This window comes from Terriglobus sp. ADX1, from assembly GCF_036877645.1.
Classification (GTDB): Bacteria; Acidobacteriota; Terriglobia; order Terriglobales; family Acidobacteriaceae; genus Terriglobus.
In genome coordinates this window covers 42,000-67,038 of the sequence record NZ_JAEDXV010000002.1, presented here as the reverse complement: position 1 = coordinate 67,038, position 25,039 = coordinate 42,000, and the positions used below count along the sequence as shown (strand labels likewise).

At 57.5% G+C, this 25,039-nt stretch carries 21 protein-coding genes; 14 read left to right on the top strand and 7 right to left on the bottom strand.

Going from position 1 to position 25,039, the window contains the following annotated elements; translation table 11 throughout:
• Window positions 1-14 precede the first annotated feature (14 nt).
• From msrA to JAO32_RS02005, 3 genes are read left to right on the top strand one after another with little or no spacing between them, the layout of a single operon-like run.
• The gene (msrA, locus tag JAO32_RS02015; RefSeq protein ID WP_334236973.1) at window positions 15-527 is read left to right on the top strand and encodes a peptide-methionine (S)-S-oxide reductase MsrA; all 513 of its coding nucleotides are present in this window, start codon (window positions 15-17) and stop codon (window positions 525-527) included.
• A gap of 17 nt (window positions 528-544) precedes the next feature.
• Entirely contained in the window at window positions 545-1,513 is a 969-nt protein-coding gene (locus JAO32_RS02010; RefSeq protein ID WP_334236971.1) for a Gfo/Idh/MocA family protein, read from the top strand.
• The gene (locus JAO32_RS02005; RefSeq protein WP_334236969.1) at window positions 1,504-2,346 is read left to right on the top strand and encodes a sugar phosphate isomerase/epimerase family protein; all 843 of its coding nucleotides are present in this window, start codon (window positions 1,504-1,506) and stop codon (window positions 2,344-2,346) included. The genes JAO32_RS02010 and JAO32_RS02005 overlap by 10 nt, the downstream gene beginning before the upstream one ends.
• A 69-nt stretch (window positions 2,347-2,415) precedes the next feature.
• Here the strand turns inward: JAO32_RS02005 and JAO32_RS02000 are convergent, their stop codons facing one another.
• Both JAO32_RS02000 and dnaB read right to left on the bottom strand, forming a co-directional pair.
• On the bottom strand, window positions 2,416-2,619 hold the full coding sequence (locus JAO32_RS02000; protein WP_334236967.1) for a cold-shock protein: 204 nt from the start codon (window positions 2,617-2,619) through the stop codon (window positions 2,416-2,418).
• A gap of 215 nt (window positions 2,620-2,834) precedes the next feature.
• Window positions 2,835-4,223 (bottom strand): replicative DNA helicase, encoded by a 1,389-nt coding sequence (gene dnaB / locus JAO32_RS01995; protein ID WP_334236966.1) that lies wholly within the window; start codon window positions 4,221-4,223, stop codon window positions 2,835-2,837.
• A 321-nt stretch (window positions 4,224-4,544) separates the two neighbouring features.
• Between dnaB and JAO32_RS01990 the strand changes: the two genes are divergently transcribed.
• The 4 genes from JAO32_RS01990 (at window position 4,545) to JAO32_RS01975 (ending at window position 8,083) form a co-directional block, all read left to right on the top strand.
• Window positions 4,545-4,841, top strand: a complete 297-nt coding sequence (locus JAO32_RS01990; RefSeq protein ID WP_334236964.1) for a DUF5076 domain-containing protein — start codon at window positions 4,545-4,547, stop codon at window positions 4,839-4,841.
• Window positions 4,842-4,854: 13 nt separating this feature from the next.
• The gene (locus JAO32_RS01985; RefSeq protein ID WP_334236962.1) at window positions 4,855-5,229 is read left to right on the top strand and encodes a VOC family protein; all 375 of its coding nucleotides are present in this window, start codon (window positions 4,855-4,857) and stop codon (window positions 5,227-5,229) included.
• A 57-nt stretch (window positions 5,230-5,286) separates the two neighbouring features.
• Window positions 5,287-7,041 carry an amidase gene (locus JAO32_RS01980; protein ID WP_334236961.1) on the top strand — a complete coding sequence of 585 codons (1,755 nt, stop codon included), beginning with the start codon at window positions 5,287-5,289 and terminating at the stop codon, window positions 7,039-7,041.
• Between the two features lie 151 nt (window positions 7,042-7,192).
• Complete coding sequence (locus JAO32_RS01975) at window positions 7,193-8,083, top strand: outer membrane lipoprotein-sorting protein (protein ID WP_334236959.1); 891 nt, start codon at window positions 7,193-7,195, stop codon at window positions 8,081-8,083.
• A 217-nt stretch (window positions 8,084-8,300) separates the two neighbouring features.
• Here JAO32_RS01975 and JAO32_RS01970 read toward each other — a convergent pair whose 3' ends face one another.
• The 4 genes from JAO32_RS01970 to JAO32_RS01955 all read right to left on the bottom strand — a co-directional run bounded on the left by JAO32_RS01970 (window position 8,301) and on the right by JAO32_RS01955 (window position 13,091).
• Complete coding sequence (locus JAO32_RS01970; RefSeq protein ID WP_334236958.1) at window positions 8,301-9,962, bottom strand: acido-empty-quinoprotein group A; 1,662 nt, start codon at window positions 9,960-9,962, stop codon at window positions 8,301-8,303.
• A complete protein-coding gene (locus JAO32_RS01965) occupies window positions 9,962-10,810 on the bottom strand; it encodes a c-type cytochrome (RefSeq protein WP_334236956.1) in 849 nt (282 codons plus the stop codon). Before JAO32_RS01965 ends, JAO32_RS01970 begins: the two co-directional genes overlap by 1 nt.
• A 47-nt stretch (window positions 10,811-10,857) precedes the next feature.
• On the bottom strand, window positions 10,858-11,553 hold the full coding sequence (locus JAO32_RS01960) for a 3-keto-disaccharide hydrolase (protein WP_334236954.1): 696 nt from the start codon (window positions 11,551-11,553) through the stop codon (window positions 10,858-10,860).
• A 263-nt stretch (window positions 11,554-11,816) separates the two neighbouring features.
• Window positions 11,817-13,091 carry a sugar MFS transporter gene (locus tag JAO32_RS01955; protein WP_334236952.1) on the bottom strand — a complete coding sequence of 425 codons (1,275 nt, stop codon included), beginning with the start codon at window positions 13,089-13,091 and terminating at the stop codon, window positions 11,817-11,819.
• 304 nt (window positions 13,092-13,395) lie between these two features.
• On the opposite strand from JAO32_RS01955, the gene JAO32_RS01950 reads away from it, so the two are divergent.
• The 3 genes from JAO32_RS01950 to JAO32_RS01940 all read left to right on the top strand — a co-directional run bounded on the left by JAO32_RS01950 (window position 13,396) and on the right by JAO32_RS01940 (window position 18,720).
• The gene (locus JAO32_RS01950; RefSeq protein WP_334236951.1) at window positions 13,396-14,928 is read left to right on the top strand and encodes an ATPase domain-containing protein; all 1,533 of its coding nucleotides are present in this window, start codon (window positions 13,396-13,398) and stop codon (window positions 14,926-14,928) included.
• On the top strand, window positions 14,921-16,078 hold the full coding sequence (locus JAO32_RS01945) for a sensor histidine kinase (protein WP_334236950.1): 1,158 nt from the start codon (window positions 14,921-14,923) through the stop codon (window positions 16,076-16,078). Before JAO32_RS01950 ends, JAO32_RS01945 begins: the two co-directional genes overlap by 8 nt.
• A gap of 182 nt (window positions 16,079-16,260) precedes the next feature.
• Entirely contained in the window at window positions 16,261-18,720 is a 2,460-nt protein-coding gene (locus tag JAO32_RS01940; protein WP_334236948.1) for an ADOP family duplicated permease, read from the top strand.
• 932 nt (window positions 18,721-19,652) lie between these two features.
• Here JAO32_RS01940 and JAO32_RS01935 read toward each other — a convergent pair.
• Window positions 19,653-20,384, bottom strand: coding sequence for a class I SAM-dependent methyltransferase (locus tag JAO32_RS01935; RefSeq protein ID WP_334236946.1), 732 nt, complete (start codon window positions 20,382-20,384; stop codon window positions 19,653-19,655).
• 182 nt (window positions 20,385-20,566) lie between these two features.
• On the opposite strand from JAO32_RS01935, the gene JAO32_RS01930 reads away from it, so the two are divergent.
• The 4 genes from JAO32_RS01930 to JAO32_RS01915 all read left to right on the top strand — a co-directional run bounded on the left by JAO32_RS01930 (window position 20,567) and on the right by JAO32_RS01915 (window position 24,996).
• Window positions 20,567-21,178, top strand: coding sequence for a hypothetical protein (locus JAO32_RS01930; protein ID WP_334236944.1), 612 nt, complete (start codon window positions 20,567-20,569; stop codon window positions 21,176-21,178).
• A gap of 479 nt (window positions 21,179-21,657) precedes the next feature.
• Window positions 21,658-22,524 carry a 5'-3' exonuclease gene (locus JAO32_RS01925; protein WP_334236943.1) on the top strand — a complete coding sequence of 289 codons (867 nt, stop codon included), beginning with the start codon at window positions 21,658-21,660 and terminating at the stop codon, window positions 22,522-22,524.
• A gap of 319 nt (window positions 22,525-22,843) precedes the next feature.
• Window positions 22,844-24,214, top strand: a complete 1,371-nt coding sequence (locus JAO32_RS01920; RefSeq protein WP_334236940.1) for a bifunctional folylpolyglutamate synthase/dihydrofolate synthase — start codon at window positions 22,844-22,846, stop codon at window positions 24,212-24,214.
• Entirely contained in the window at window positions 24,211-24,996 is a 786-nt protein-coding gene (locus tag JAO32_RS01915) for a lysophospholipid acyltransferase family protein (RefSeq protein ID WP_334236938.1), read from the top strand. The genes JAO32_RS01920 and JAO32_RS01915 overlap by 4 nt, the downstream gene beginning before the upstream one ends.
• The last annotated feature ends 43 nt before the right edge of the window (window positions 24,997-25,039 follow it).

Here is a 25,039-nt window from a genome sequence, read left to right as displayed (position 1 = left end):
GGTACCTTCTACTTATGTCGACGGAAACAGCAATTCTGGCAGGTGGATGCTTCTGGGGCGTGCAGGAACTTTTGCGCAGCTATCCCGGAGTCATCTCCACACGCGTAGGTTACAGCGGCGGCGACGTGCCCAACGCGACCTATCGCAACCACGGCACGCACGCAGAAGCCGTGGAAATCATCTTCAATCCTGCGAAGCTCACGTATCGCACACTGCTGGAGTTCTTCTTCCAGCTTCACGACCCAACCACACGCAACCGCCAGGGCAATGACATTGGCACCAGCTATCGCTCCGCCATTTACTACACCACGCCGGAGCAGAAGCAGATTGCCGAAGACACCATTGCCGACGTAAACGCCAGCGGCCTGTGGCCCGGCAAAGTTGTTACGGAAGTCGAACCCGCAGGCCCCTTCTGGGAAGCAGAGCCGGAACACCAGGATTATCTGCAGCGCATTCCCAACGGCTACACCTGCCATTGGGTTCGCCGGGACTGGAAACTGCCCGCACGCAACGGCGCGCTTGTGTAACAACTTAGAAAGGCACAATGAACATCGGACTCATCGGATACGGCTTCATGGGCGGCGCGCACGCTGCGGCCATCACGCACATTCCCGGCGCAACACTCGTCGCAGTCGGCTCGCAAAACAAGCCATCCGCAGACGGACCCACGCGTGGCAACCTCGATCTGAAAACCGAACCGCTGCCCGACTCCGTTCGCTGGACGCCGGACTGGCATGAAGTCGTGGACGATCCCGCCATAGACGCCGTCGACATCTGCCTGCCCACGCCCATGCACCGTGAAGCCATTGAACGCGCCTTCGCCAACGGCAAGCATGTGCTGTGCGAAAAGCCCATGGCGCTCAGCAATCAGGATTGCGAAGAACTACTCGCACTGGCAAAGGCCAGCGGCAAGATATTCATGATCGCGCATGTTCTGCGCTGGATGCAGCCGTATCCGTATGCCTTTGAGTTCGTTAAGAAAACGAACAACATCACCACAGCAACGCTACGTCGCAGCACCGGCTATCCACACTGGAGCAAGTGGCTGCGTGACATCAAGGTTAGCGGCGGCGCGATTCCTGATCTGTTGCTGCACGATCTGGATCAAGCGCTGCAATGGTTCGGCGAACCCATCTCCGTGAGCGCCACCAGCATTGGCGAAGTCGACACCATGCGTGCAACCCTTCGCTACGCGGATAAGGAAATCATTGTGGAAGGTGGATGGCTTGCGCCGGAAACACCATTCGCCGCATCCTTCTCTATCACCGCAAGCGATGCATCGCTGACATTTGCAGACGGCGAACTTACCGAAACCCGCGGCAACGAATCGCACGAAGTAAAGCTCCCGGAACGCGACGCTTACTATGACGAGATTGCCTACTTTATCGAATGCTGCCGCACCGGCAACGCACCCGCGCTCTGTCCGCCGGAAAGCTCCGCGGAGGCTGTTCGCCTGGCGCTGCTGCTCATGCAATCACGCGACAATAACGGAAAGGAACTTTCATGGCAGTAGCAGAACCCTTGGAAACAGGCCTCGTCTTCTGGGCAGAGAAAGATGCCAACACGCATCTCCAACATTTGAAGAGCTTCGGCCTGCGCGTATGCCAGCTTGGCGTAGCGCCCACACTCGATTGCGCCGCAGCCGTCAATGAATGGAAGGAAGCGATCGCACGCGAAGGCGTGATCGTCTCCGGCGCTGTCGTTGCCTATCGCGGAGAAGACTACGCGAACCTCGCAAAGGTGCATGAGACTGTAGGCTTCACCGCACCGGGCTACGCCGCGGAACGCATTGCACGCACAAAGGAAGCATCGAACTTCGCTGCGGCTCTCGGCATCACATCGCTGTCATGCCACATCGGTTTCATCCCCGATGAGCCCGCATCGCCCATCTACACGGAACTCGTCGGCATCGCGCGCGAACTCTGTGACGCATGCGCCGCCAACGGCCAGGACTTCGTTCTGGAAACAGGACAGGAAAGCGCATACACACTGCTACAGTTCCTGGCTGACGTGAAGAAGCCGAACCTGCGCGTGAACTTCGACCCCGCCAACATGATCCTTTACGGCAGTGGCGATCCGATTGTTGCGCTGGACCTGCTGCAGAAGCATGTGCGCTCCGTCCACTGCAAAGACGGCACATCTCCCAAGGCATTAGGAGAACTTGGCAGCGAAGTAGCGCTTGGAGAAGGCGAAGTCGACTTCCCCGCATTCATTGCCCTGCTGAAGAAGATCGGTTTCACCGGCCCGCTCGTCATCGAACGCGAAGAGCCCAACGCTGAACAGCGAGACAAGGACATTCGCCTCGCCATCGAGCGCATCGCGCAGTGGAAGAAGCAAGTAGCATAAACATCATTGAGGGCAACAAAGAGGGGGATGGCCAAAGGCCATCCCCCTCTTTATTACTGAAACCTTCGCTTAGACTGCGCGAACGTTGTCAGCCTGCAGGCCCTTGGGTCCCTTGGTCACTTCGAACTCTACCGTCTGGCCTTCTGCCAGCGAGCGGAAGCCCGAGGACTGTACTGCGGTGTGGTGAACGAATACATCACCACCACCGTTTGCACGGCTGATAAATCCAAAACCCTTTGCATCGTTGAACCACTTAACTGTGCCCTGTTCCATGTTCTGTTCCTTGTGAAGCTGAATGTACCGACGAACGCAATGTGGAGGTAATGCGGTGACGGTGGAACCAGAAACACGCAAAATGACCAGATCGAATCCTACGATCCTTAATAGGATAGCAGCAGGACGCGGATAGGTTGGCCAGCTATCTGAAACTAATTGAGATATCAGGACTAAGCACTCACCACGGAACTGCACCGAAAACGGTACAACCGTTAGTAGTCGCCGCCCCCCGTACCGCTGGGTGCAAGGTTTTCAAAGCGCGTGTAATCCGATAGATACGCCATCTTCACCGAACCCGTAGGACCGTTACGCTGCTTGGCGATAATGATCTCCGCCTGCCCCTTCACGTCCTCGTTTTCGCGGTCGTAATACTCTTCGCGATGGATGAAGCACACCACGTCTGCGTCCTGCTCGATCGAACCCGACTCGCGCAAATCCGAGAGCAGCGGCTTTTTGTCGCCCTGGCGCTGTTCGCTTCCACGCGATAGCTGCGACAGCGCGATCACCGGCACATTCATTTCCTTGGCCAGCGCCTTCAAACCACGCGAAATCTGTGACACTTCCTGCGTACGGTTTTCCGGCTTGCGTCCACCGGGGCCACTCGCGGCAATCGTCATCAGCTGCAGGTAGTCAATCAGGATCAGGTCCAACGAACCTTCCTGCTGCTTCAAACGACGCACCTTCGCACGCATTTCTGTCAGCGTGATGCCCGGAGTATCGTCAATGAACATCTTCGAACTCATCAGCCGATCCAGCGCATTGATGAGCTTCTGCTTGTCTTCGCGCGGCAAAAAGCCCGTCTGAATCTTGCGGCTATTCACCAACGCTTCGCTGGCCAACATACGTCGCAGCAGCGACTCCTTCGACATTTCCAGCGAGAAGACGGCCACCACCTTCTGATCACGCACACTGCAGTTCTGGGCAATGTTGATGGCCCACGCCGTCTTGCCCATGGAAGGACGCGCCGCAATGATCATCAGATCGGCCTTCTGCAAGCCGCTCGTCATGCGATCAAACTCGGTGTAATGCGTTTCCAGTCCGGTGATTTCGCGGCCCTGTTCATAGAGCTGGTCGATGGAACCGAAACTCTCCGTAACAATCTGACCAATGTCAGAAAACCCGCGCTTGATGGCGCTTTCGCTGATCTCCATCAGCCGGTTCTCCACATCGCCCAGCACATCCAGCGACACTTCGCTCTGGTCGGCGGCGCGATTCAAACCCATCTCGCACACCTGCATCAGCTTGCGCAGGATCGACTTGTCCTTCACCACCTGCACATAGTTTTCAATCGCCAGGTGGCGCGGCAGGTCTTCCGTCAGCGAGATCAGGTAAGGACGTCCGCCGATGGCCTCCAACTCCTTGCGACGAATCAGCACTTCTGCCACTGTCACAAAGTCGATGGCGTGGCCCATGTCGGAAAGCTCCTGCATGCAGCCATAAATGCGCTTGTGCGAGTCCAGCGAAAAGTCATCTGCAATCAGCTTCGCCGTCGCATCCACAACGGCAACGGGGTCGGACAACATGGCTCCGAGGATCACGCGTTCTGTATGAACGGATGCGGGAAGCCCGTCGCGCTCGACGATCTGCAGGAAGGTTGACATGAGTGGTTCTCCTCGCGCTTGACTACCGGCGCTCGTGGAGCGGTGCAGCATTGCGTTTGTACAGAATATGCAGACAGCGGTCCTGCGAAACAGGTCTTGCCGCGGCCGCCTTGTTCAGGTTACAGCCTCCGCTGCAGGCCTGCTTTTGCCCCACGTATGCAGCAGTCTCAACCGGCTCAGACGCGGTTATTCACAGTCTGTTAGCACGCCGTGTAGTCTCTTGGTTGCCTTTGTAGTTACATTTGCCGGAGTTATCCACACACAGCCTGTGGAAGCCGCAAGGAAACTGTGGATTACTTTGGATTCTGAGGAAACCGAACCATGTCACAGAAAGATTCACTGCCCATTCCCGCCGCCGCATCGCGCGATCCCCGCTCGCTGGAGGTCCTGCGCGTCTGGATTGCCAACGGCGAACAGCATGTGGCGCTTGCCTTTGGCATGTGGGAGGATCCCTCCGCATGGGGACTGCTGCTGGCAGACCTTGCCCGGCACATCGCCGAAGCCCACGCACAGCAGGATGACCAGGTGGACGCCGAAGACTTCCTGGAACAAATTCGCGCGGGCTTCGAAGCTGAACTCGACGCCCCTACCGACGACGTCAGCGGCAGCGTTCAATAACACGGAGTTGGCCATGAATGGAAAGCTGATCGGATTTGCCCCCATCACCGACGCAGATCGCGCAAAAGCCTTCTATGCAGACGTATTGGGACTCACCTTCGTGGCCGATGACGGCTTCGCTCTCATCTTCCGCAGCGGCGCGAACATGGTCCGGCTGGCAAAGATGCCGCAGGTCATCCCAGCCCAATTCACCATCCTGGGCTGGGAAACCAACTCTATCGAAGACGACGTGCAATCGCTCACGGCAAAAGGCGTGGAGTTCGTCCGCTTCGGCTTCATGGAACAGGACGCACTCGGCATCTGGACCGCACCGGACGGCGACAAAGTCGCGTGGTTCAAAGACCCCGATGGCAACACGCTGAGCCTGTCGCAACACATCGCTGCGTAACGCGAGCAGAAGCGTGCTACAAACGGAGCATCCCTATTGCTTCTGAGGTTCCCACCGATGCGCCTTCTGCCGCTTGCGCTGGCTGTTGCCGTTGTTGCCTCCACCGCTGCCGCCCAGCAGCGAAGCACCCCACCGGAACCCATGTCACCGCCGCCGATTGCGCCACCGGCGAACCTGCCCGTGCTTCCCGCAGCGCAGCAGGCAAAGATGGATCACGATCTGCTGGAGATCGATATCGAGCAACTGCACCAGCTCTACAAACAGCGGAAGTACACGGTGGAGCAGGTCACGCGCTGGTACATGGGCCGCATTGCAAAGTACAACGGCATCTATCGCGCCGTGCAAACGGTAAACACGCAAGACGCACTCGCAACAGCAAAGGCACAGGACACAGCGAAGTACGACGCAGCGAAACCGCTATGGGGTGTGCCCGTAGTCATCAAGGCAAACACCGCAGTAAAGGGACTGATCGACAGCGACGGCTGGCAAGGCTTCGCCCTGCCGGGACACGAGTTCATTGCACCGAAAGACGCGACCGTCGTAGCGCGCCTGCGAGCAGCGGGAGCCATCATCCTGGGCATCACCAACATGCCGGACTTCGCCGCCAGCGACACCAACCGCTCCACCGCCTTCGGCCGCACCGGCAACGCGTATGACGTGCGGTTCTCTCCCGGCGGGTCCAGCGGAGGAACCGTCACCGCCGTCACCAGCAACATGGCCATGCTCGGCACCGGGACCGACACTGCCAACAGCATCCGCATGCCATCAGGAACAAGCGCGGTCGTAGGCGTTCTGCCCACACGCGGACTCGTCAGCATTGCAGGCATCGCGCCGCTGGACTGGCTGCTGGACAACACCGGCCCCATTGCGCGCAACGTCACCGACGCAGCCATTGCCCTCAGCGTCATGAACGGCAGCGGTCACCCGGGCGATCCCCTCGACTTCCGCACGGAAGGCACAGGACGAACCGAAGGCGCAGACACCGCGCAGCTTGGCCCTTATCTTCCCTACTTGAAGAAAGATGCGCTCAAGGGCAAGCGATTCGGCGTTCCTGCGTTCATGCTCAGTGGCAACACCGGCTTCGGCGTCAGCGTGGCTCCCCGCCCCACAAACGCAATGCGCCCTGAAACCCGCGCCATGCTGATGAAGACCATCGACCAACTCCGTGCCGCCGGTGCGGAAGTCGTCATCGACGACACGTTCATGCCCGACGCCTTTGCCCAGGCAGTTCGCAAAATCAACACCCGCGCCTACCGCCGCGACGGTACCAACCAGTGGCTGGCCGAGTTCGGCCCCGCCGAATATCGCTCCGTCGATGCCTACGAAAAGGCCATCGGTTCCCCGCTACCAGCCACCGTCACCGGCATAACCCCACCGGGAGCTGCAGTGAATCCCAACCGCCCTCCCACCCCGCAGGTTCTCCTGAAGGACGACCCCAAGGCCGACGAAACCTACTTCGCACCGCGCAAAGCTGCCCTCGCCCTGTTCCTCTCCGAACTCGACCGTCTGCACCTGGACGGCGTGATCTATCCCAGCGCGCAGATGCCTCCGCCGGACGAAACCATGCCGCAGAACGGCCAGCTTTCCAGCGGACCGCACTCGTCTACCGGTTGGAACAACAATATCGGCGTACCCGCGGTAGTCGTCCCGGCAGGCTTCTATGACAGCGGCCTTCCCTTCGGCCTGGAAATCAGCACACGCCCCTGGCACGACGGCGACCTGCTGGGCTGGGCTTACGCCTACGAGCAGGCCACGAAACTGCGCAAACCGCCCGTGCTGGTGGAGACCGGTCTTTTACCGAACGCCCGTTAAGTCCGCACGTAACAGTTTGTGTAACACCAGGGGAGAAAAGTCCCATCGGGCGGCCTGAAATCGGCATCCAATACCTGATACCCCTTGTTGATGGCGTAGATCGTCGCTATACGATGCTGCGCCAATCAATGACACTGGACGTTTGGAAACGATGAAGCACGCTCGAAGGAACTCATTACTGCTCCTGGCGCTTTTACCGGCGCTGGGCGGCTGCCTTCGCACGACGCGCTCCGTCATGAAGACCCACCCGCCGGAGCAGGTGCTTTCCTCATCACTGGACCACATCGTCAAGTCCACTGCAGACCGCTACGACAGCATTAAAACGTTGAAGGCCTCCGTGGAGATGCAGGCATCCACCGGGGGTGGCAAACAGGGCAAGGTGGTGGATTACACCTCGTTCAACGGCTACATCCTGATCCGGAAACCGGGCGACTTCCACTTCCTGGGGCTGCTGCCCGCCATCCACACCCGCATGGTCGATATGGTGACCAATGGCCAGACCTTCACTCTGGTCATCCCACCCAAGAGCCGTGCGGTCACCGGCTCCAATACGATCACCACGCCCTCAAAAAACGCGTTGGAAAACCTGCGGCCAGACATGTTCACGGACTCGCTTCTGATCCAGAGCGCGAAGCCCGGCGAACTGGTTTCCATGACCTCAGACGACCGAATCTACCAGCCTGATCCCACCAAGAAATACATTGTGGACGAGCCGGAATACGAGTTCGGAATCTATCGCCCGGTGCAGAACAGCCAAGAGCTGAAGACGCAGCGCGTCATCCACATTGGTCGCTCCACCCTGCTGCCCTACCAGCAGGACATCTATGACGAGAAGGGCCAGCTGGTCACCGTCGCCAACTATAGCGACTACAAGATGTTCGGCGAGACCACCTTCCCGGCCAAGATCACCATCCGGCGCCCACAGGACGAGATCACGCTGAACATGACCATCACGGAACTCTCCGTGAACCAGCCGCTGGAAGACGACCAGTTTGAAGCGCCCAAGATTCCCGCGAATTACTCCGTAGAGCGCCTGCCGTAGCGGTATTCTCGAAGACCGCCTGTCGCTGTCATTCTGAGCGAAGCGAAGAATCCCAACACACCTGCCGACAACGAATCGCTCAAAGTCTTCAGACCACGAAGGCTAAATCAGCTTGCGCAAGCGCGATCACGCAAAGCGTTGAGATCCCTACGAAGTACAAACGAAAAGACGGATGACAGAATCCTCTGTCATCCGCCTCATTACGTTTTACGAGTCGTTACAGCAACTGGAACGCATACACCGTATCGCCCGATGCCGCGATGACATACTGATGTCCATCCAGCAGGAACGTCTGCGGTGCATTCGAGATGTTGCCAATGTGTGCGTGCCACAGCGGATTGCCAGTCGCCACATCAAACGCCACCAGGTTGCCCGATCCATCGCCGCTGAACAGCAAGCCACCAGCCGTCGTCAGCAATCCGCCGCCGCCCGTGCCCTGTCCATACAGCGAGTGACGCCACCGCGCCCTGCCCGTCTTGTAGTCAATGGCTGAGATGTAGTTCGAGTACGTACCGATGGAAAGCTCTTCCTTGCCACCCAGGCCCATCGCTCCGCGAGGATCGGGATCGGTCAGGAACGCATCGGAGAAGCCGTTGTTCTCATACTGGTACAGCAAACCCGTCTGCGGCGAGAAAGCCGGAGGCTGCCAGTTCACGGTGCCACCCGAAGCCGGAGAGATGAGGCTGCCACCAATGGAAGCGTCCTTCTCCGGATCAGGGTACGGCCCACCGCGCGGCGTCAGCTTGTTTGACCAGTTCGTCGTCTCGCCATACTTCGTGGTCAGCAGGTGCTCACCCGTTACACGATCCACCACAAAGAAGTAGCCGTTACGAGCAGCGGTCACAACCATCTTGCGCTGACGTCCCTTGAACAGTCCGTCCACCAGCACCGGCGTCTGCGCAGAATCGTAATCGTGCGTGTCATGCGGCGAAGTAGACATGTACCACTTCAGCTTGCCGGTATCCACATCCAGCGCCACCAGCGAGCAGGTGTACAGGTTGTCGCCATCGCCACGATTGCCGTTCGTCCAGCTCGGCGTGGGATTGCCCGTGCTCATGATGTAGTAGTTGGTCTCCGGGTCATACGCGCCCGTTACCCATGTGCCGCCGCCACCGTGGCGTGCTGCATCCAGGTTCTTCCAGGAATCAAGACCTGGATCGCCAGGATTCTGCGGCGTTACGTACCACGTCCACTGCAGATCGCCCGTCTCCGGATCAAACGACTTCAGGAAGCTTGGCGCGTCCAGATCGTTGCCAGTGCCCACGACTACGTGGTTCTTGATCACGATCGGCGCAGGAGTGGAGAAGTATCCGCCTTCTACATCGGCAATCTTCTTGTGCCAGCGTTCCTTGCCCGTCTTTACTTCCAGCGACACAAGATAATCATCCGGAGTCTCGAAGAAGAGATAGTCCTTGTACAGAGCCACACCGCGGTTGCCAATGTGCGTGCCGCCGCGCGTCTTCCAGTAGTAATGCCACAGCACTTCACCGCTGCGAGCATCTACTGCATACGTGTTGTCCGGCTGTGTCACATAGAGGATGCCATCGTGCTGCAGAATGGTGCCCTTGATACCGCCAGCACCCAATCCGCCGGCACCTTCGCCACCGGTTATCAGCGTAGGACGCACCTTGCTGTAGCCGGTCAGCGGAGCAAGCTGATCGCCCGGTGTCATCTTCGCCATCCACGCCAGCGACAGATGTTTCACCGTCTGCCGGTTCACAGCCGTCAATGCGCTGTAGCGACGCGCGGTGTAGTCACCGTTGTAGGTCAGCCACTCGTTCTGCAGAGGCTTTGCGATATCCGCGTTGGTTACATTCTGCGCGGGCGCCAACGGAGCCAGCAGCAGGGCAGCAGCAAGGGTAAGAAGTCGTCGCGCCATCACTTCAGGGTCACCAGGTAAGCCGTTATGTCGTGAATGTCTTTGTCCGTGTACTTGGGCAGCAGATTGCGGTGAGCATCCAGAGGATCCTTGACCACCACCTTCGGCACTGCGCCGTTACGCACAAACGTCTTCTGCGTGCCGTCTTCCACCTTCAGCGTCACCAGGAAGTCATCTACGTGAATCAGTGTTCCGCTCACGGCAGTCTTGCCCGGCTCCGTCACAGTCGCTGTCACCACAACCGGTTTAGCGCCCAGGAACGTGCCGCGCAGCCATGCCTGCTGCATCAACTTCGGCGAAGGCACCCGCTTGGCAAATCCATTCAGGTCGCCATCTGCGGAGTGGCAGGAACCGCACGTCTTTGCAAACGTTGCTTTGCCCACGGTTGCATCACCCACCACAATGTTCGGCTGCTTCTGCGCGTCATACGGCGGACGGCCCTGGCTTCCAATCAACGCCAACATGCTGCGAATGTAAGCACCCACAGCCAGCGCATCCGCATTGGAGATATCCACCTTATGCGTCTGCATGCCGGTCCACTGCCCCAGCATGATGGGCGTCAGGTGATCGTTGCCATGATCGGTCAGCGCAGGTTGCGAACGCAGAATGTTCACGCCCGTATCCGTACCGCGCAGATCGGCAGAATGGCACGATGCGCACTTCTGCGTATAGACCAGCTTGCCCTGCTCCACAAGCTTGGGATCTTCTGCAGGACGCTTGGGCGCCTGGTTAAACGTAGACGTTTCGATATGCTGCGCTGCGGCATACGACCCGCATGCTGCAAAAGAAAGAAGCGCGCCCGCAACAGTGAGGCGGTGAACACTTCGGTTGAAATTCCATTTCCGCATTCAGAAAATCCTTGGCAAAGAAACAGTGTTGCGATGACTGAGAACAGTTAGCGCTTGGAAAGATCGCGAATCCAGATGTCCTTGAACTGCATATTGCCCGCGCCGCCTGCATGAAGCTGCAGTGCAATCTTTCCATCCGGAGCGCCCGGCTTCGGGTCAGTGAAGTCCACCATGGGCACGCCATTCAAACGCGAACGATAACGATTGCCGACAACTTCAACAAGGTAATCGTTCCACTCGCCCTTGCGCACTACGCCTTCATTCTCGGGCGACGGCCAAACCACCCAGCCACGGCCATCTTCGGCATACACGCCTGCGGTGTGGTGCATCATGGTGCAGTCAATCTCAAACTGCATGCCCGTCTTGGCATCCACGCCATCAAAGCTCGTGTGGAAGAACACGCCGCTGTTGCCATCGCCCACGCACTTGAAACGCAGCGACAACTGGAAGTCCTTGTAATCCTTATCTGTTTCCAGGTAGCCGTAAGCCTTCGTCAGGCCCTTGCCGTGCAGGAGGCCGTCGCCTTCCACGGTCCAGCTCTCCGCGCCAATCGGAGTCCATCCGGTCAGATCCTTCTCATTGAAGAGCTGAATCCAGTCATTGCCCGGAGTCTTCGGCTTGGGAGCAGCAGTTTGCATCTGCGTGGTCGCTGTTACACCGGTGCACAACATAAGCGCACCCACACCCGCACAACGCACCGCCGCGCGCTGAACAGAAAAGCGAAGAGCAGAAACCAGACCCACGGCCCTCACCCCAGGAAAAAGAATTAATTAAACGAGCAAAATAAGCATACATGCAGCCCCATACGACGCAATACCCTCGCACACAAACTGGTAAGCACAGCGAGAGACAGGCCTGCACCGGCAACTTCAGAGAGTCCGATTCTGACATCCCGCTCGGTGCGAAGTGCGCTCAAAAGCGACAAAGAAAGCCCAAAACGCCAGCAGGGGCCGTCAGGCCCCTGCAAATAACGCGGATAAAGATGGTCAACCCCGAAGGAAAATACTTAAACCCCAACCGGAGGAGCTTCCAGCAATCCCTCGCTGCTCTTTCCCGGCTTATGCCCATTCAACGCAAAGAAAAGGACATAGGCGTAGCAAACCAGCACCACCAGGAAGCTCCGCTGATAGCCATAGTGGTCGGCCACCCAGCCCTGGATCTCTGGCACCACCGCGCCGCCCACAATCATCATCACCAGCAGGCCCGACGCCTGGCTCGTGTACTTGCCAAGTCCCTCAATCGACATGGGGAAGATGCAAGGCCACATCACCGAGTTATAAAGACCGCACGAAACAATCGCCCACATCGCAGGCGACCCATGCCCCAGAATCGCCAGCGTAATCGCCAACACACCGAACGCGCTCACAAACGCCAGCGCATGCGACTGTTTCACATGCCGCAGCACCACAAAGCCTGCGAAACGCGCCACCATGGCGCCGCCCCAATACAGTGACACATACTTCGCCGCCTGCAGATGCGGCATGCTGCCCATTGACGGCTGCCCCAGGTAGTTGATGATCAGGCTGCCCACGGTCACTTCCGCGCCCACATAAAAGAAGATTCCCAGCAGACCAAACCGCAACTGGCGAAAATCCCACGCGCTGCCTTGCAGCTTCTCGCCTGCCTCGGCCTGCGGAATAATCTCCGGCAGATGCACCAGTCGCACCACCAGCGCCATGGCAAACGCCATCAGCCCCAGCACCACGTAGGGCATACGGACACTGCGGGCTAACTCCGCCGTCGTCGCACCTGCAGCCACGAAGATGAACATGGCGCCCACATGCGGAGCCAGCGTTCCACCCAGCGAATTCAATCCGCCCGCCAGGTTCAATCGCGAAGCTGCCTTCGAAGGATCGCCCAGCGCGCTGATGTACGGATTCACCGCCACCTGCAACAGCGCCAATCCGCAACCCACTACAAACAGTGCAAACAAAAACAGCGGATACGTAATGAGCAGTGACGCCGGCAGAAACAGCATCAGGCCGCAGCCAATCACAGCCATCGCCGCAACCATACCGTTGCGATATCCAATGCGACCAACAATTTTGCCCGAAGGAATGGCCAACAGAAAGTAAGCGCCAAAGAATGCGAACTGCACCAGCAGCGCCTTCACATTCGTGAGCTGGAACAGGTCTTTGAAGTGTGGCACCAACACATCGTTCATCGCCGTGATGAATCCAATGCCACCGAAGAGCGCAACGATCAACGCCAGTTGTACTGTGTACTTGCCTTCCGCTGATGCGGCCGAGGTACGGACCTCGCCGTGACTAGAAATCGCCAACGCTCCTCCAGAAACCCTTGCGTAACAATGTGTGCTTGGTTTGCAGCTTACCTGAACACAACCGCAACGCACACCTGCGCGCCGTCATTCTGTTTCTGAGCTTGTGGAAGGAAATCCCACGCACCGCAACGCGCCAATGAAAACTGGCACCGCAGAGGTTCAGAAAGTAGCGTGCCCGGAACCGTCGCCTATGTCCAGGCCATTTGTCGCACAACTGAGCCAACCCGAATCATCTGCCAATAATCCGAATGAAATGAGTTTGGCAGGATTTAAAAAATAGGCGATTGCAGCTCTGGATAAATGAGTGAAGACCACAGACACAAATTCAAATCTCAGTTCCATCAGCCCGGATAATTCCGAAATTCGTCTTTCGACCGGCGTTCAAGGTCTCGACGACATTCTGAGCGGGGGCCTCCCTCGCGGTCACCTCTACATGGTCGAAGGTGATCCCGGTACTGGTAAAACCACACTCGCCCTCCAGTTTCTTCTGGAGGGGAGTCGTGTCAAAGAAAAGGGCATCTACGTTACCCTCTCTGAGTCCAAGCTCGAACTGGAGCAGGTCGCTCGGTCCCACGGCTGGGACATCTCAAACATTTCGATCTACGAGATGGTTCCTGATGACGAGGACCTCTCTGCTGAGGCGCAGTACACCGTCTTTCACCCATCTGAAGTCGAACTCGCAGACACGATTACCTCGATCCTGAAACAAATCGAAACAGTTGATCCGCAACGCGTCGTCTTCGATTCTTTGTCCGAATTCCGAATGCTGGCTCGCGATCCACTCAAGTACCGCCGCCAGATTCTTGCACTCAAGCGCTACTTCGCCGGTCGCAACTGCACCGTGCTCCTGCTGGATGACCGTACCGCCGAAGGCAGTACGAATGACCTGCAGCTGCAAAGCATCGCGCATGGCGTCATTAAGATGCAGAGCCTCGAACGTGACTTCGGTATTAAGCGTCGACGTCTCGAAGTTCATAAGCTTCGCGGTTCTCACTTCCGCGAGGGCTACCACGACTACACCATCCGCACCGGCGGGCTTGCAGTCTATCCGCGTCTTATCGCATCCGAGCACACGCCTGATGTAGAGCGAGAGCAGGTTCTGAGCGGCCTTACCGAACTCGACGACCTTCTCCGTGGAGGACTTGACTCCGGTACAAGCTCGCTTCTCATTGGCCCCGCAGGCTGTGGCAAATCGACCATCTCCATGCAGTACGCATACACCTCAGCCATGCGCGGTGAAAAATCAGTCTTCTTTACCTTCGATGAGTCCAAAAGAACACTTATCGACCGCGCCAAGAACCTTGGTATAGACCCAACAAAACTTATCGAGAACAAGTCGCTCGAAATCCATCAGATCGATCCCGCGGAACTATCCCCCGGCGAATTCGTCTCGCGCATCCGTCGCATGGTGGATGAAGAGAACCTGCGCATCGTTGTCATCGACAGCATGAACGGTTTTCTTAACGCCATGCCGCACGAACAGTTCCTGGCGCTGCAACTTCATGAATTGCTCGCATATCTTGCGCAGCAGCGCGTCACAACCATTCTTACGCTCGCACAGCACGGCTTCATCGGCGCCATGAACACCACCGTAGACGTCAGTTATCTCGCGGACACTGTTATCTATTTCCGATATTTCGAAAACGCCGGTGCAATCCGCCAGGCTATTTCCGTTCTTAAAAAACGCAGCGGCTCTCACGAACGCACCATTCGCGAACTCATCCTTGAAAAGAACTCCATCCGCGTCGGCCCGCCATTGAAGGACTTTGAAGGACTACTCTCCGGCACCCCCACCTACGTTGGCGAGATCGGAAAAGTCTCTGACCCCGGTGAATAACAATTCGCAACGTGAACACCGCACCATCATCCTTGCCCCCATCGGTCGAGATGCGCAGTTGATCGCGAACTTCATCGAGAAGCTTGGAAAGCCGTGTCACGTTACCAGCTCGGTAGACGATCTCTGCAACGAAATCCAGGTCGGAGCAGCCTCCGCCATCGTGGCGGAGGAGGCCTTGGGCGGCAACGCCATTGAAGCTCTGAAGCCAACCCTCATGAATCAACCTTCATGGTCAGATTTCCCGCTCATCATCCTCGTCGCTGGCGGCCGCGTAACCATGGAAAGCGAACGTCTCAGGAAGATTCGTCTTCCTCTCGGTAACGTGGTTCTTCTCGAACGCCCACTACGACCGGAAACGCTCTCCAGTACTCTCGAACTGGCTCTTCGCGGACGCGAAAGGCAGTATCAAATCCGCGATCAAATCGCCCAGGTCGAACGCGCTCAGGAAGCCTTGCGCCGTTCAGAAAAACTCGCCGTCACAGGACGCCTCGCTGCCAGCATCGCGCATGAGATCAATAACCCTCTCGAATCCGTCACTAACCTGCTCTATCTCGCTCGTAGCGAAAACCTCACAGATGCGGCACAGAATTACCTCCAGCAGGCAGAGAACGAACTCGCTCGCGTGACTGAGATTGCGAAGCACACGCTGCGCTTCTATAAAGAGCCGAACCAGCCCACGCAGGTCGACCTCATCAACATCCTCGACTCCGTACTGACGCTATATCACTCACGTCTCATTGCCGCGAAAGTCGAAGTCAAAAAAGAAGTAGCGCCGTCCTCACTCCCGATCATCGCCAGCCCAGGTGAGCTTCGCCAGGTCGTCGCCAATCTCATCGGCAATGCACTCGACGCAATGCGTAACGGCGGAAAGCTGCGTCTCCGTGTTTCAATCGAACATTATTCCGGGGATGGAGCCGCAAAAGCGCGTCTCTCTATCGCGGACACCGGTCATGGCATCCCAAAACACGTTTTGCCAATGATCTTCGAGCCCTTCGTCACTACCAAAGGCGAAACGGGCACTGGCCTTGGCCTCTGGGTCACTGACGAAATCGTAAAGAAGAATGGCTGGTCCATGCGCGTACGCAGCAACACACAACAGAAGAGCGCTGGCACAGTCTTCTCCCTGCTCATGCCACTTCCACAACGGTAATCATCCTCACGCTTACCACCCGCCTACAAAATCGGCGAGGACATCGACACGCTATTCCGATTTCTGACCCAATCGTAAAAGTGTTGTGCAAAAAATTCCGGAACGATTTGTAGAATTGTTGTCCAGCCGTTCGTCGACTAGTAAAGGCGGCCAACCCCGACCCCGCCTGACCGAGGTGCGTGATGTCGTTTTTCCGCGATCTGAAAGTTGCCGCGCGTTCCCTGGCGCGAGTCCCCGCGCTGTGGATCACAGTGGCCCTTACGTTGGCATTGGGTATCGGTGCCAACGCCGCCATCTTCAGCGTTGTGCGCGCCGTGCTGCTGCGCCCGCTGGCAAACAGCGACGAAAGCCGTCTGCTTTATCTGCGCCAGAGCGCACCCGGTCTCGGCCAGGACAACGCAACGTTCTCCGTCCCTGAAATTAAGGACATCGGCACCGGCCTGAAATCCATTAAGGAACTGGGCACATTCTCCGAGGTTGATTTCACAGTCGTGGGCCTGGGCACGCCGCGAGAAATTCCCGCAGGCGTGGTGGATGGGAACTACTTCGAAGTCATGGGCCTGCATCCCGTGCTCGGACGTCTGCTGACTCCCGCTGATGACGGTCAGAACGCCGCTGGAGCAGTGGTGCTGACCTATCACTTCTGGAGAGCATCGCTGCACTCCGATCCCACCGTAATTGGAAAGACCGTGCGGTTGGAAGGCCCCACCGGCGCACGGTCCGCGACCGTGGTTGGCGTTCTGGAGCCATCCGTTCCCTACCCCGTCTCAACCGAGATCATTGCCAACCTGGTCACCAGCCCGCATCACCTCTCCGCAACGATGGTGACGGGACGTGAGCATCGCATGACCGAGGTCTTTGCGCGATTGTCTCCCAACGCCACCCTGGACAATGCGCGCGCGGAACTGCAAACCACATACGGCGCGATGGTGGCCGCGCACCCTGAGGTCTACAAGCCAGAAGACCACTACCAAATCAACGTAACGCGCATGCACGATCAGATCAACGCGCGCGCCAATACGATCTTGTGGATACTGTTCGCGGCTTCTGGCCTGCTCTTCGTCATTGCCAGTTCGAACGTGGCTAATCTTGTACTGGCGCGAGCCGTGCGCCGCGAACCGGAACTGGCGATACGTTCAGCACTCGGCGCAAGCAATTCCACTCTGCGCCGCTCTCTGTTGGCGGAAAGCCTCATCCTGTGCGGCAGCGGAGCCATCGCTGCAGTGGCACTCGCCATACCGATGGTCGCCGTGCTGGGGCGTTATGCATCGCGCTTTTCCGCGCGTGCCAATGACCTCACGCTCGATTTCAGTATGGTGTGGTTCGGCATTGCGCTGGCGTTGGCAGCGGCTGTCTTTCTGGCGTTCATTCCTCGACTCCCATCAGCGGACTCACCACAAGGTGGCCTCAGCGGTCGTGGAGCACGCGTAGCCGGCGGCAGCAGCCGACGCCTCCGCATCTTTGCCGTAACGCAGATCGCAGCCTCGTTCCTGCTGCTTGGCGGAGCATGCGTGTTGATGAAGACTCTCTTTGTGTTGGAGCAGACACGGCCACCATTCGATTCGGCCAACGTCCTCGCAGTGAATCTTCCACTCATGTCGTATGGAAAGACACCCCTGCAAGTGGATGAGTTTTATCGCGAGGTACAACGTCGCGTCAGAGCACTGCCTGGAGTGGAGCACGTGTCTTCAGGCTTTGGTACACCCTGGCGTGACGACCGCGGCCTGGGCGTCAGCTTTCAGTTCGCCGCAGAGGGAGCCAAGCGCGACAACGGCGAAGATTTCCGCGCAAAGTTCCGCGTCGTGTCGCCTGGATTCTTCGATACCTTCGGTGTGCCCATTAAAGAAGGTCGCGACTTTAAAGACAGCGACCGTGCAGATGCGGAACGCGTTGTCATCATCAGTCAGAGCCTTGCGAAAATGCTCTACCCCGGACAGGATGCACTCAACCGTACCGTGCGGTGGACAGACGGCGTCATCAAGTTCGTCGGCATCAGTCCCGAACCAAGACGAATCATCGCCGTAGTGCCCGACTTCGACGATGAAAACATCATCCCCGCGCCGGCCATGACCATCTATGAGCCCGTCGAACAGGAACAGGGATGGACTGGCCGTCTCTTCGTGCGCACCAAGCAGGACGCATACTCCGTGGTCCCTGCCATCACACAAATTGTTCACGAACTATCCGTGGACCAGCCCGTTGAAAAAGCCAGCACGCTAGGAGATGTTCGCGCAGAAGTGCTCACACCCGACCGCCTCAACGCGATTGTCTTCGGCGGATTCGCCCTGGTGGCCCTCTTAATCTCCGTGGTGGGTGTGGCAGGCGTTCTTGCGTTCTCTGTCAGCGGACGCACACGCGAGTTCGGAATCCGCATGGCCATGGGCGCTCAGCGGCGCAACATTCTCTCCATCGTGCTGGTAGAAGGCGTGGCCATGGCGGCCATCGGAGTAGGCGCAGGCATCGCGATCGGTTTCGCACTCTCACGTGTGGTCGCCAGATACGTCACAGAGATCCATCAGCCCGGCTCACTCGCATTCATCGCATCCGCCGTAGCCATCCTGGGTGCAGCCATCATCGCTTCCGCTATTCCCGCATCGCGTGCAGCAAAAGTGAACGCTGTAGAAGCGCTACGCGCCGAATAACTTGCAAGCGCAATGAGCCATTCCGTGTCGTAGAGCTTCGCTACCAGCAATGAGCAATAGGAAACGCCGATGGCACACCCTTGTATCAAGACAGCAGAATACGTGCCAGGTACGCGTCAATCCGCTCGAGATAGAAGGCCATCGGCTCCATCTGCCTATCGTCTGTGCCCTCTTGGCGAACGGCTGTAGTGGAACCTCTTGCGCAGAAATCTTCTCAAGCTGTACCGCCAGTCCTGTAATGCCCAGGTGTACCGAAAGAACATCCTCTTGGGCCTGGGTCGTTCACGGACAGGTATTCCGAGCAATGTGGCTTGCTCGAACTTAATGTAGATAGGGAACGAGCCACCCTGTTCAAGACCGCGACGCAAGTCAACCATCGAAGCTGTAAGCAGCCGCTTCCGTGCATGCCTGAGCATTGACTTTGCCGAGGGGAACTGAATCGCCCAACACCGCGATGGCACTTCCATACGACATCGGTCGTCAATTTGGAACGCAATGACATCAACCCGAATGAGTTGCTTCTCGTCTTGAGGAGTTGGAGATAGGCGCGACATCGTCACATATCCCGTGAGCTGACATCGGTGGGATCTTGTGAGATCACCGAAACGTGAGGGGGCCTGTTCTCGCCTCGGCACGATGGAAGCAGGCGCATGGTGTCCGCTTCAGATTGATATTTCGGAACGCTCCGAAAAACAGCTCGATTGCTTTCGCACTTGGACACTCTGACTCCAGACTGGCTGCCGTACAACGCTGCGCTTGTCTCAAGAAGAGGCCCTAATGCACTAGAGGCAAGCAGCGTGACCTAGTGTAGTCCGATTGGGAACGCCCAAATCATCAGAATGCGCTGAGGCGACAGATTCTATGTATGGAGATGCTGAAGGGAAACTAACTGTTGGTTGATGGCGAGAAGCCGACTTCGCGTTACTTACAATTCATTCCTTTCTTCCAACAACAAGGCGAAGCGATCCTTCGAAGAAATGCAAGTGGCGAAGCGCGCCATATTTGTCGTCCCAGACACCTGTTCTCAGATCGGATTCAAGCTTGTCAGCGAAGCGTGTTTCAGCCGCTGAATCTACAAAGCTCCATGCAGAATTCGCGCGCCTTGCCCCGGGATCAAGAAGGCGCTCCGGGCGGCCATAATACGCTTCGCTGAAGCCATCTGTGCAGTCCAACGGAATAGGCACGGTCGAGACGGTCACGTGTGAGCCTAGGCTTTTGCGAATCCTGTCGATGCCGGGATACCGCCGTGCTTCTACAGCAATCATCTCCGGAGCATACTCATTCAGCCAGGTGTCGCGAAGAGCGGCGGGGTCGCAGGTGAGGATGAGCACCGGTCCCTTGGTGACGCGTCGCATTTCTGCAAGTCCTCTCTCGAGATCCGACCACTGATGGACGGAGAACGTTGCCATACTCGCATCAAAAGAATCTGTCTCAAAAGGCAGCGCCTCTGCCATGGCATCGATTGCGCTGCTAAGGTGAGCCGGCCGCTGTTCGCGCATGGAAGCAGACGGTTCGACCGCAGTCACATGACGCGTTGTTGGTTCATACGAGCCCGCTCCCGCGCCGATGTTCAGCACAGTCACTGCGTCACCAAGGGCTTTCTCAAGAAATGACGCGATAGCAGGGTCAGGACGACGATATGCCGTGTACCCTTTTCCGATCAAGCCGTAATCTGCATCTCCAGCGCTTCCATCATTGTGCCTGTGCACTAGCAACATCCTCGCGAGCGGTTTCCATTCATTTTATGAGTCGCTAGGTGCTGCTAAGCGCTCTTCTCGCACCAATGGATTGATGACGACATGCTAACTTCACGTTACTAATCGAGCTATCTTGATAAACTCGGTCCATGAAATTGTCTATCCTTGCGGCTGCATTCATCCTCAGAGGTGTCTTCGCTCATGCTCAGGATGTGACGGTGACCGCGAAAGACACGAGGCCTGACGACAGCGTCACGCAGCAGTTTATGGCCCTCGATCAGGAATGTAGGAACTACGTCAGCAAGCACGACGCTGCAAATGCTGTCATAGCCTGCAAAAAGGTCTCCGACGAAGCGGACAAGTACGACCCAAAAACTCATCCGATCACTCGACGCGGAGCCTACGTCTTCTACGCAACTGCTTTGATACAAGCCCAAGAATACCAAGATGCTATAAAGGCCGGTGACAAGGCAGTTGCAGTGGTATTGATGGGTTTCGATGACGGCTCTGGTTCGAACGCAGCGTATTTCGTAAGAGGTCAAGCTAGAGCAGACGCCGGCGATTTGCATGGAGCAGATCAAGACTTAGAGAAAGCTGAAAAGTTCGAGCATGATGCACTGAATGGCCCTGCTGGGCAGGATCTGCATGGACCATATTCGAAAACTTTAAAGTGGGAACTCATGTTCCACGCTCAGGTGCTTGCCGCAATGGGAAACAAGGGCGCGGCGGCGAAAAAATCGGACGAAGCATCGAAGCTGTAAGCAGCCAAATAGATGGGACGACTTCCAACTCCGCATAAACGCCAGACAAATCATGGACGACAGAACTGAGAATCAGTCACCGCGTAGAGTCATACTAGCTATCGGCTGCGTTGCAGCGCTGATTGCGCTCGCATCCACTGTTTGTTCCTGGACCGCTCCCTTCCCCCTAGTCTCTGATGGTCAAGGCGGTTTCTCACTCAATCCGCTTGAAGATCGAGTGCTTCTTGCCGGGCTTCTGTCAGCTCTTGCTGCGAGCATCTTGGGAGCATTTGGCAAGGGGAAGCTCCGCTTGGCGCTCGCTCTGTCCGGCCCGTTACTGGCTGTTTGTAGTCTATTGGGGTGGTTAGGAAACCACAGGTGATTCATTACTCCTCGTAAACGCTCTTATCACCGCGTAGCCGCGCGCGGCCATAAGAAAGCCTTTTACCCATAGCAAAATCGACCCTTCCCTATAGCGCGTTCCATGTACGCTTACCACCATGGAAGTCCATCTCATCGACGGCACTTACGAACTCTTCCGCCACTTCTACGCTTGGCCTTCCATGCGCGACGAGAACGGCAATGAAGTCGGTGCGGTGAAAGGTGTACTTGCATCGATCCTCGCGATGACGAAGGAAGGCGCCACACACATCGGCGTGGCCACCGATCACGTCATCGAATCCTTCCGCAACGATCTATGGCCCGGCTACAAAACAGGCGAAGGCATCGACCCTGATCTTTGGCAGCAGTTCCCGTTGCTGGAAAAAGCCTTACAGGCAATGGGTATCGTCACCTGGGCCATGGAGAACGAAGAGGCAGACGACGCACTCGCCTCTGCAGCCCGCATTGCCGCAGAAGATACACGCGTCTCACGCGTTCTCATCTGCACACCGGACAAAGACCTCTCACAATGCGTGCGGGGAAACCGCGTGGTGCAGATGGATCGTCGCAAACGCGAAATCCGCGACGAAGCCGGAGTCATTGCAAAGTTCGGCGTCCCACCCGCCTCCATTCCTGACTATCTTGCCCTCGTGGGCGATACCGCAGACGGCTATCCCGGCCTGCGCGGATGGGGAGCGAAGGGCACCGCCGCAGTCCTCGCAAAATTCGGTCACCTCGAAGCTATCCCCAAAGACATCGCAGACTGGCAACTCGCCATCGCCAATCCACGCGGCATGAACGACACGCTGCGCAACGAGTGGGACAACGCGCTACTCTTCCGCAATCTCGCCACACTCAAAACAGACCTGCCACTCTTCACCAACGTCGACCAACTACATTGGACCGGCCCCACACCCGCATTCGAAGCCATCGGCACGCGCCTGGACAAAGCAAAAACCACCAAATCCCCGCGCGCTCCACGCTAATAACTCACATCTGAGAGCAACGCTTGTCCTCAAGCGAAGCTCGTACGGTCAAAGACCGTCATTCTGAGCGCAGCGAAGAAGCCCAACAACCCCTCGTCCAGCCAAGACAGCATGAAGCTTTCAGCTAAAAAACGCAAACCAGCTTCGCGAAAGCGAAGCTCATACGGTCGAAGACCGTCATCCTGAGCGAAACGAAGTGAAGCCGAAGGACCTGCATTCCTCTCGCACCACGAGAATGGCATCGCACAAGCGACGAGAAAATCCAAATCAAACAAGCCAGCCGTGGTTTAACGCGTTGGCTTTGTACAATGACCAAGGCATGCAGTACGAAGAAGCAGTGAGTAAGCTGTACACCCTGAGCGGCGAGCTTGCTCCTGCCGCGCCTGGCGCTCCGCGTCGCAAATTTGAGCTTGCTCACATGCGCGTACTCGCGGAGGCTCTGGGCAATCCGCAGAACCGTTATCCGTCCGTCCTCATCGCAGGCACCAACGGCAAAGGTTCCACTGCTGCAACACTCGCCAGCATTCTCAGCGTCTCCGGCTACCGCATCGGCCTGTACACCTCGCCGCATCTTCTACGACCCAATGAACGCATTCAGATCAGCGGCACAACACCCGGCGAAAACTCGCTGACAGAAATCGGCGACGACGCCTTTGCAGCAGCCTTCGCAAAGGTTGAAGCCACAGCAACGCAGCTTGTAAGTGAAGGCAAACTGCCGCACGCGCCAAGTTTCTTCGAGGTCATCACAGCAATCGCCTTCGTCGCCTTTGCCGAGTCCAAGGTCGACATCGCGGTTCTCGAAGTTGGCCTTGGTGGCCGCCTTGACGCCACCAATATCGTGGAACCGCTGCTCTCCGTCATCACGGATATCTCGCTGGACCACACGGAATGGCTCGGCAATACGCTGACAGAGATCGCTCGTGAGAAAGCCGGCATCCTTCGCCCCAAGGGCCGCCTGGTCACTCTGCCGCAGCATCCTGAGGCCAACGCCGCCATCGGTGAAGTAGCTGTATCGCTGGATGTTACGGGCGTAAATGCCGCCGCCTATCTGCCTGACCGCATCACTGGCGATATATCTTACCCGTTGGTAATTCAGGGAGAAGGCATTACAGTGGCCAGCCCGCTACTGGGCGACCACCAGCGTCGGAACGTCGCTCTTGCAATTGCAGTCTCCGAACAATTACTTACAAATCAACAGCTTACAAGGATAACGCCGCGCTCCATTGAAAGCGGCATCCAACGGACACGCTGGCCCGGTCGCCTGGAATCCATCACAATTCCCGGAACGCAGATCACGATGCTCATGGATGTCGCGCATAACCCCGCCGGAGCATGGACGCTGCGCAGCCACCTTTCCCGCCAGATCGACGGCGACCATCTGCCTGCACCGCGCACACTTGTTTTTTCTGCGTTGAAAGACAAGTCCATCCGGGAAATGGCACAGATTCTTTTCCCACTCTTCGATGGTCCCGACGACCGCATCCTGCTGGCTCCTATCCACAGCCCACGCGCAGCAACCGCTGAAGCGCTGGCCGAAGTAGCCACTGAACTGGATACCACCGCCGAAGTCTGCGCCTCCGTGGCCGATGCTATGAACAAGGCGGTAGACCGCGCCGGAAGCGTAATCGTATCGGGTTCGGTATACCTGGTGGCCGAAGCCAAGACATGGCTGAAGGAGCGACGCGGATGAAACGGCTGCTGCCCTGGGCTTCTTACCTGATCTTTATTCCCCTGATGCTGTTCGTGACAGTGGCCTGCGGCTCGCTCTCGCTGCTGGCATCTCTGTGGGATAAGTCGGGACGCCAGCAGCACGCCATCGCACAGCTATGGGCAAAGCTGATGCTGGGAATCGCGCTCTCGCCGATGAAGGTCGTCAACCCGCAAAACCTGCACCTGGGCCGAGCCGCCGTCTTCGCCAGCAACCACCTCAGCTATATGGATACGCCCGCGCTGTTTGGTTCGCTGCCCTTCCAGTTCCGCATCCTGGCGAACCATTACCTCTTCAAGATCCCGTTCATCGGTTGGCACCTCACCCGCTCCGGCCAGGTTCCTATCGATCAGTCCAGCATGCGGTCGATGGTCGCTGGGCTGATGCGCGGCGTGGCAACGCTGAAGTCCGGCATGCCGCTGCTGATCTTCCCGGATGGTGGACGCTCCTCCGACGGCCACATCCACCAATTCCTGCAAGGCGCGGCCTTCATGGCCATCAAGGCACAAGTTCCCTTAGTGCCACTGGCGCTCGTCGGAACCTATGAACTTCTGCCCATGCACACCTACCATCTGGCTCCGCGGCCTTTATTGCTCGTCGCCTGCGATCCCATTGAGACCACCGGCATGACCACCAAAGATGCCGAATCTCTGACACAACGGCTGATGGATGCCATTTCCGCGGAATACTACCGCCACTCGAAGCTCACGCAGCCCGAGTCCGTCCCGGAAAACCAGGCAAAGATTCCCAGCAGCCAGCTCTAGATGTTCCACGTGGAACATTCATCATGCAGTAGAAATAAGCGGC

What these genes read in the sequence shown, in the direction of transcription:
- msrA (WP_334236973.1), top strand. Translation starts at nt 15, where the DNA reads ATGTCGACGGAAACAGCAATTCTGGCAGGTGGATGCTTCTGGGGCGTG.
- JAO32_RS02010 (WP_334236971.1), top strand. Translation starts at nt 545, where the DNA reads ATGAACATCGGACTCATCGGATACGGCTTCATGGGCGGCGCGCACGCT.
- JAO32_RS02005 (WP_334236969.1), top strand. Translation starts at nt 1,504, where the DNA reads ATGGCAGTAGCAGAACCCTTGGAAACAGGCCTCGTCTTCTGGGCAGAG.
- JAO32_RS02000 (WP_334236967.1), bottom strand. Translation starts at nt 2,619, where the DNA reads ATGGAACAGGGCACAGTTAAGTGGTTCAACGATGCAAAGGGTTTTGGA.
- dnaB (WP_334236966.1), bottom strand. Translation starts at nt 4,223, where the DNA reads ATGTCAACCTTCCTGCAGATCGTCGAGCGCGACGGGCTTCCCGCATCC.
- JAO32_RS01990 (WP_334236964.1), top strand. Translation starts at nt 4,545, where the DNA reads ATGTCACAGAAAGATTCACTGCCCATTCCCGCCGCCGCATCGCGCGAT.
- JAO32_RS01985 (WP_334236962.1), top strand. Translation starts at nt 4,855, where the DNA reads ATGAATGGAAAGCTGATCGGATTTGCCCCCATCACCGACGCAGATCGC.
- JAO32_RS01980 (WP_334236961.1), top strand. Translation starts at nt 5,287, where the DNA reads ATGCGCCTTCTGCCGCTTGCGCTGGCTGTTGCCGTTGTTGCCTCCACC.
- JAO32_RS01975 (WP_334236959.1), top strand. Translation starts at nt 7,193, where the DNA reads ATGAAGCACGCTCGAAGGAACTCATTACTGCTCCTGGCGCTTTTACCG.
- JAO32_RS01970 (WP_334236958.1), bottom strand. Translation starts at nt 9,962, where the DNA reads ATGGCGCGACGACTTCTTACCCTTGCTGCTGCCCTGCTGCTGGCTCCG.
- JAO32_RS01965 (WP_334236956.1), bottom strand. Translation starts at nt 10,810, where the DNA reads ATGCGGAAATGGAATTTCAACCGAAGTGTTCACCGCCTCACTGTTGCG.
- JAO32_RS01940 (WP_334236948.1), top strand. Translation starts at nt 16,261, where the DNA reads ATGTCGTTTTTCCGCGATCTGAAAGTTGCCGCGCGTTCCCTGGCGCGA.
- JAO32_RS01930 (WP_334236944.1), top strand. Translation starts at nt 20,567, where the DNA reads ATGAAATTGTCTATCCTTGCGGCTGCATTCATCCTCAGAGGTGTCTTC.
- JAO32_RS01925 (WP_334236943.1), top strand. Translation starts at nt 21,658, where the DNA reads ATGGAAGTCCATCTCATCGACGGCACTTACGAACTCTTCCGCCACTTC.
- JAO32_RS01920 (WP_334236940.1), top strand. Translation starts at nt 22,844, where the DNA reads ATGCAGTACGAAGAAGCAGTGAGTAAGCTGTACACCCTGAGCGGCGAG.
- JAO32_RS01915 (WP_334236938.1), top strand. Translation starts at nt 24,211, where the DNA reads ATGAAACGGCTGCTGCCCTGGGCTTCTTACCTGATCTTTATTCCCCTG.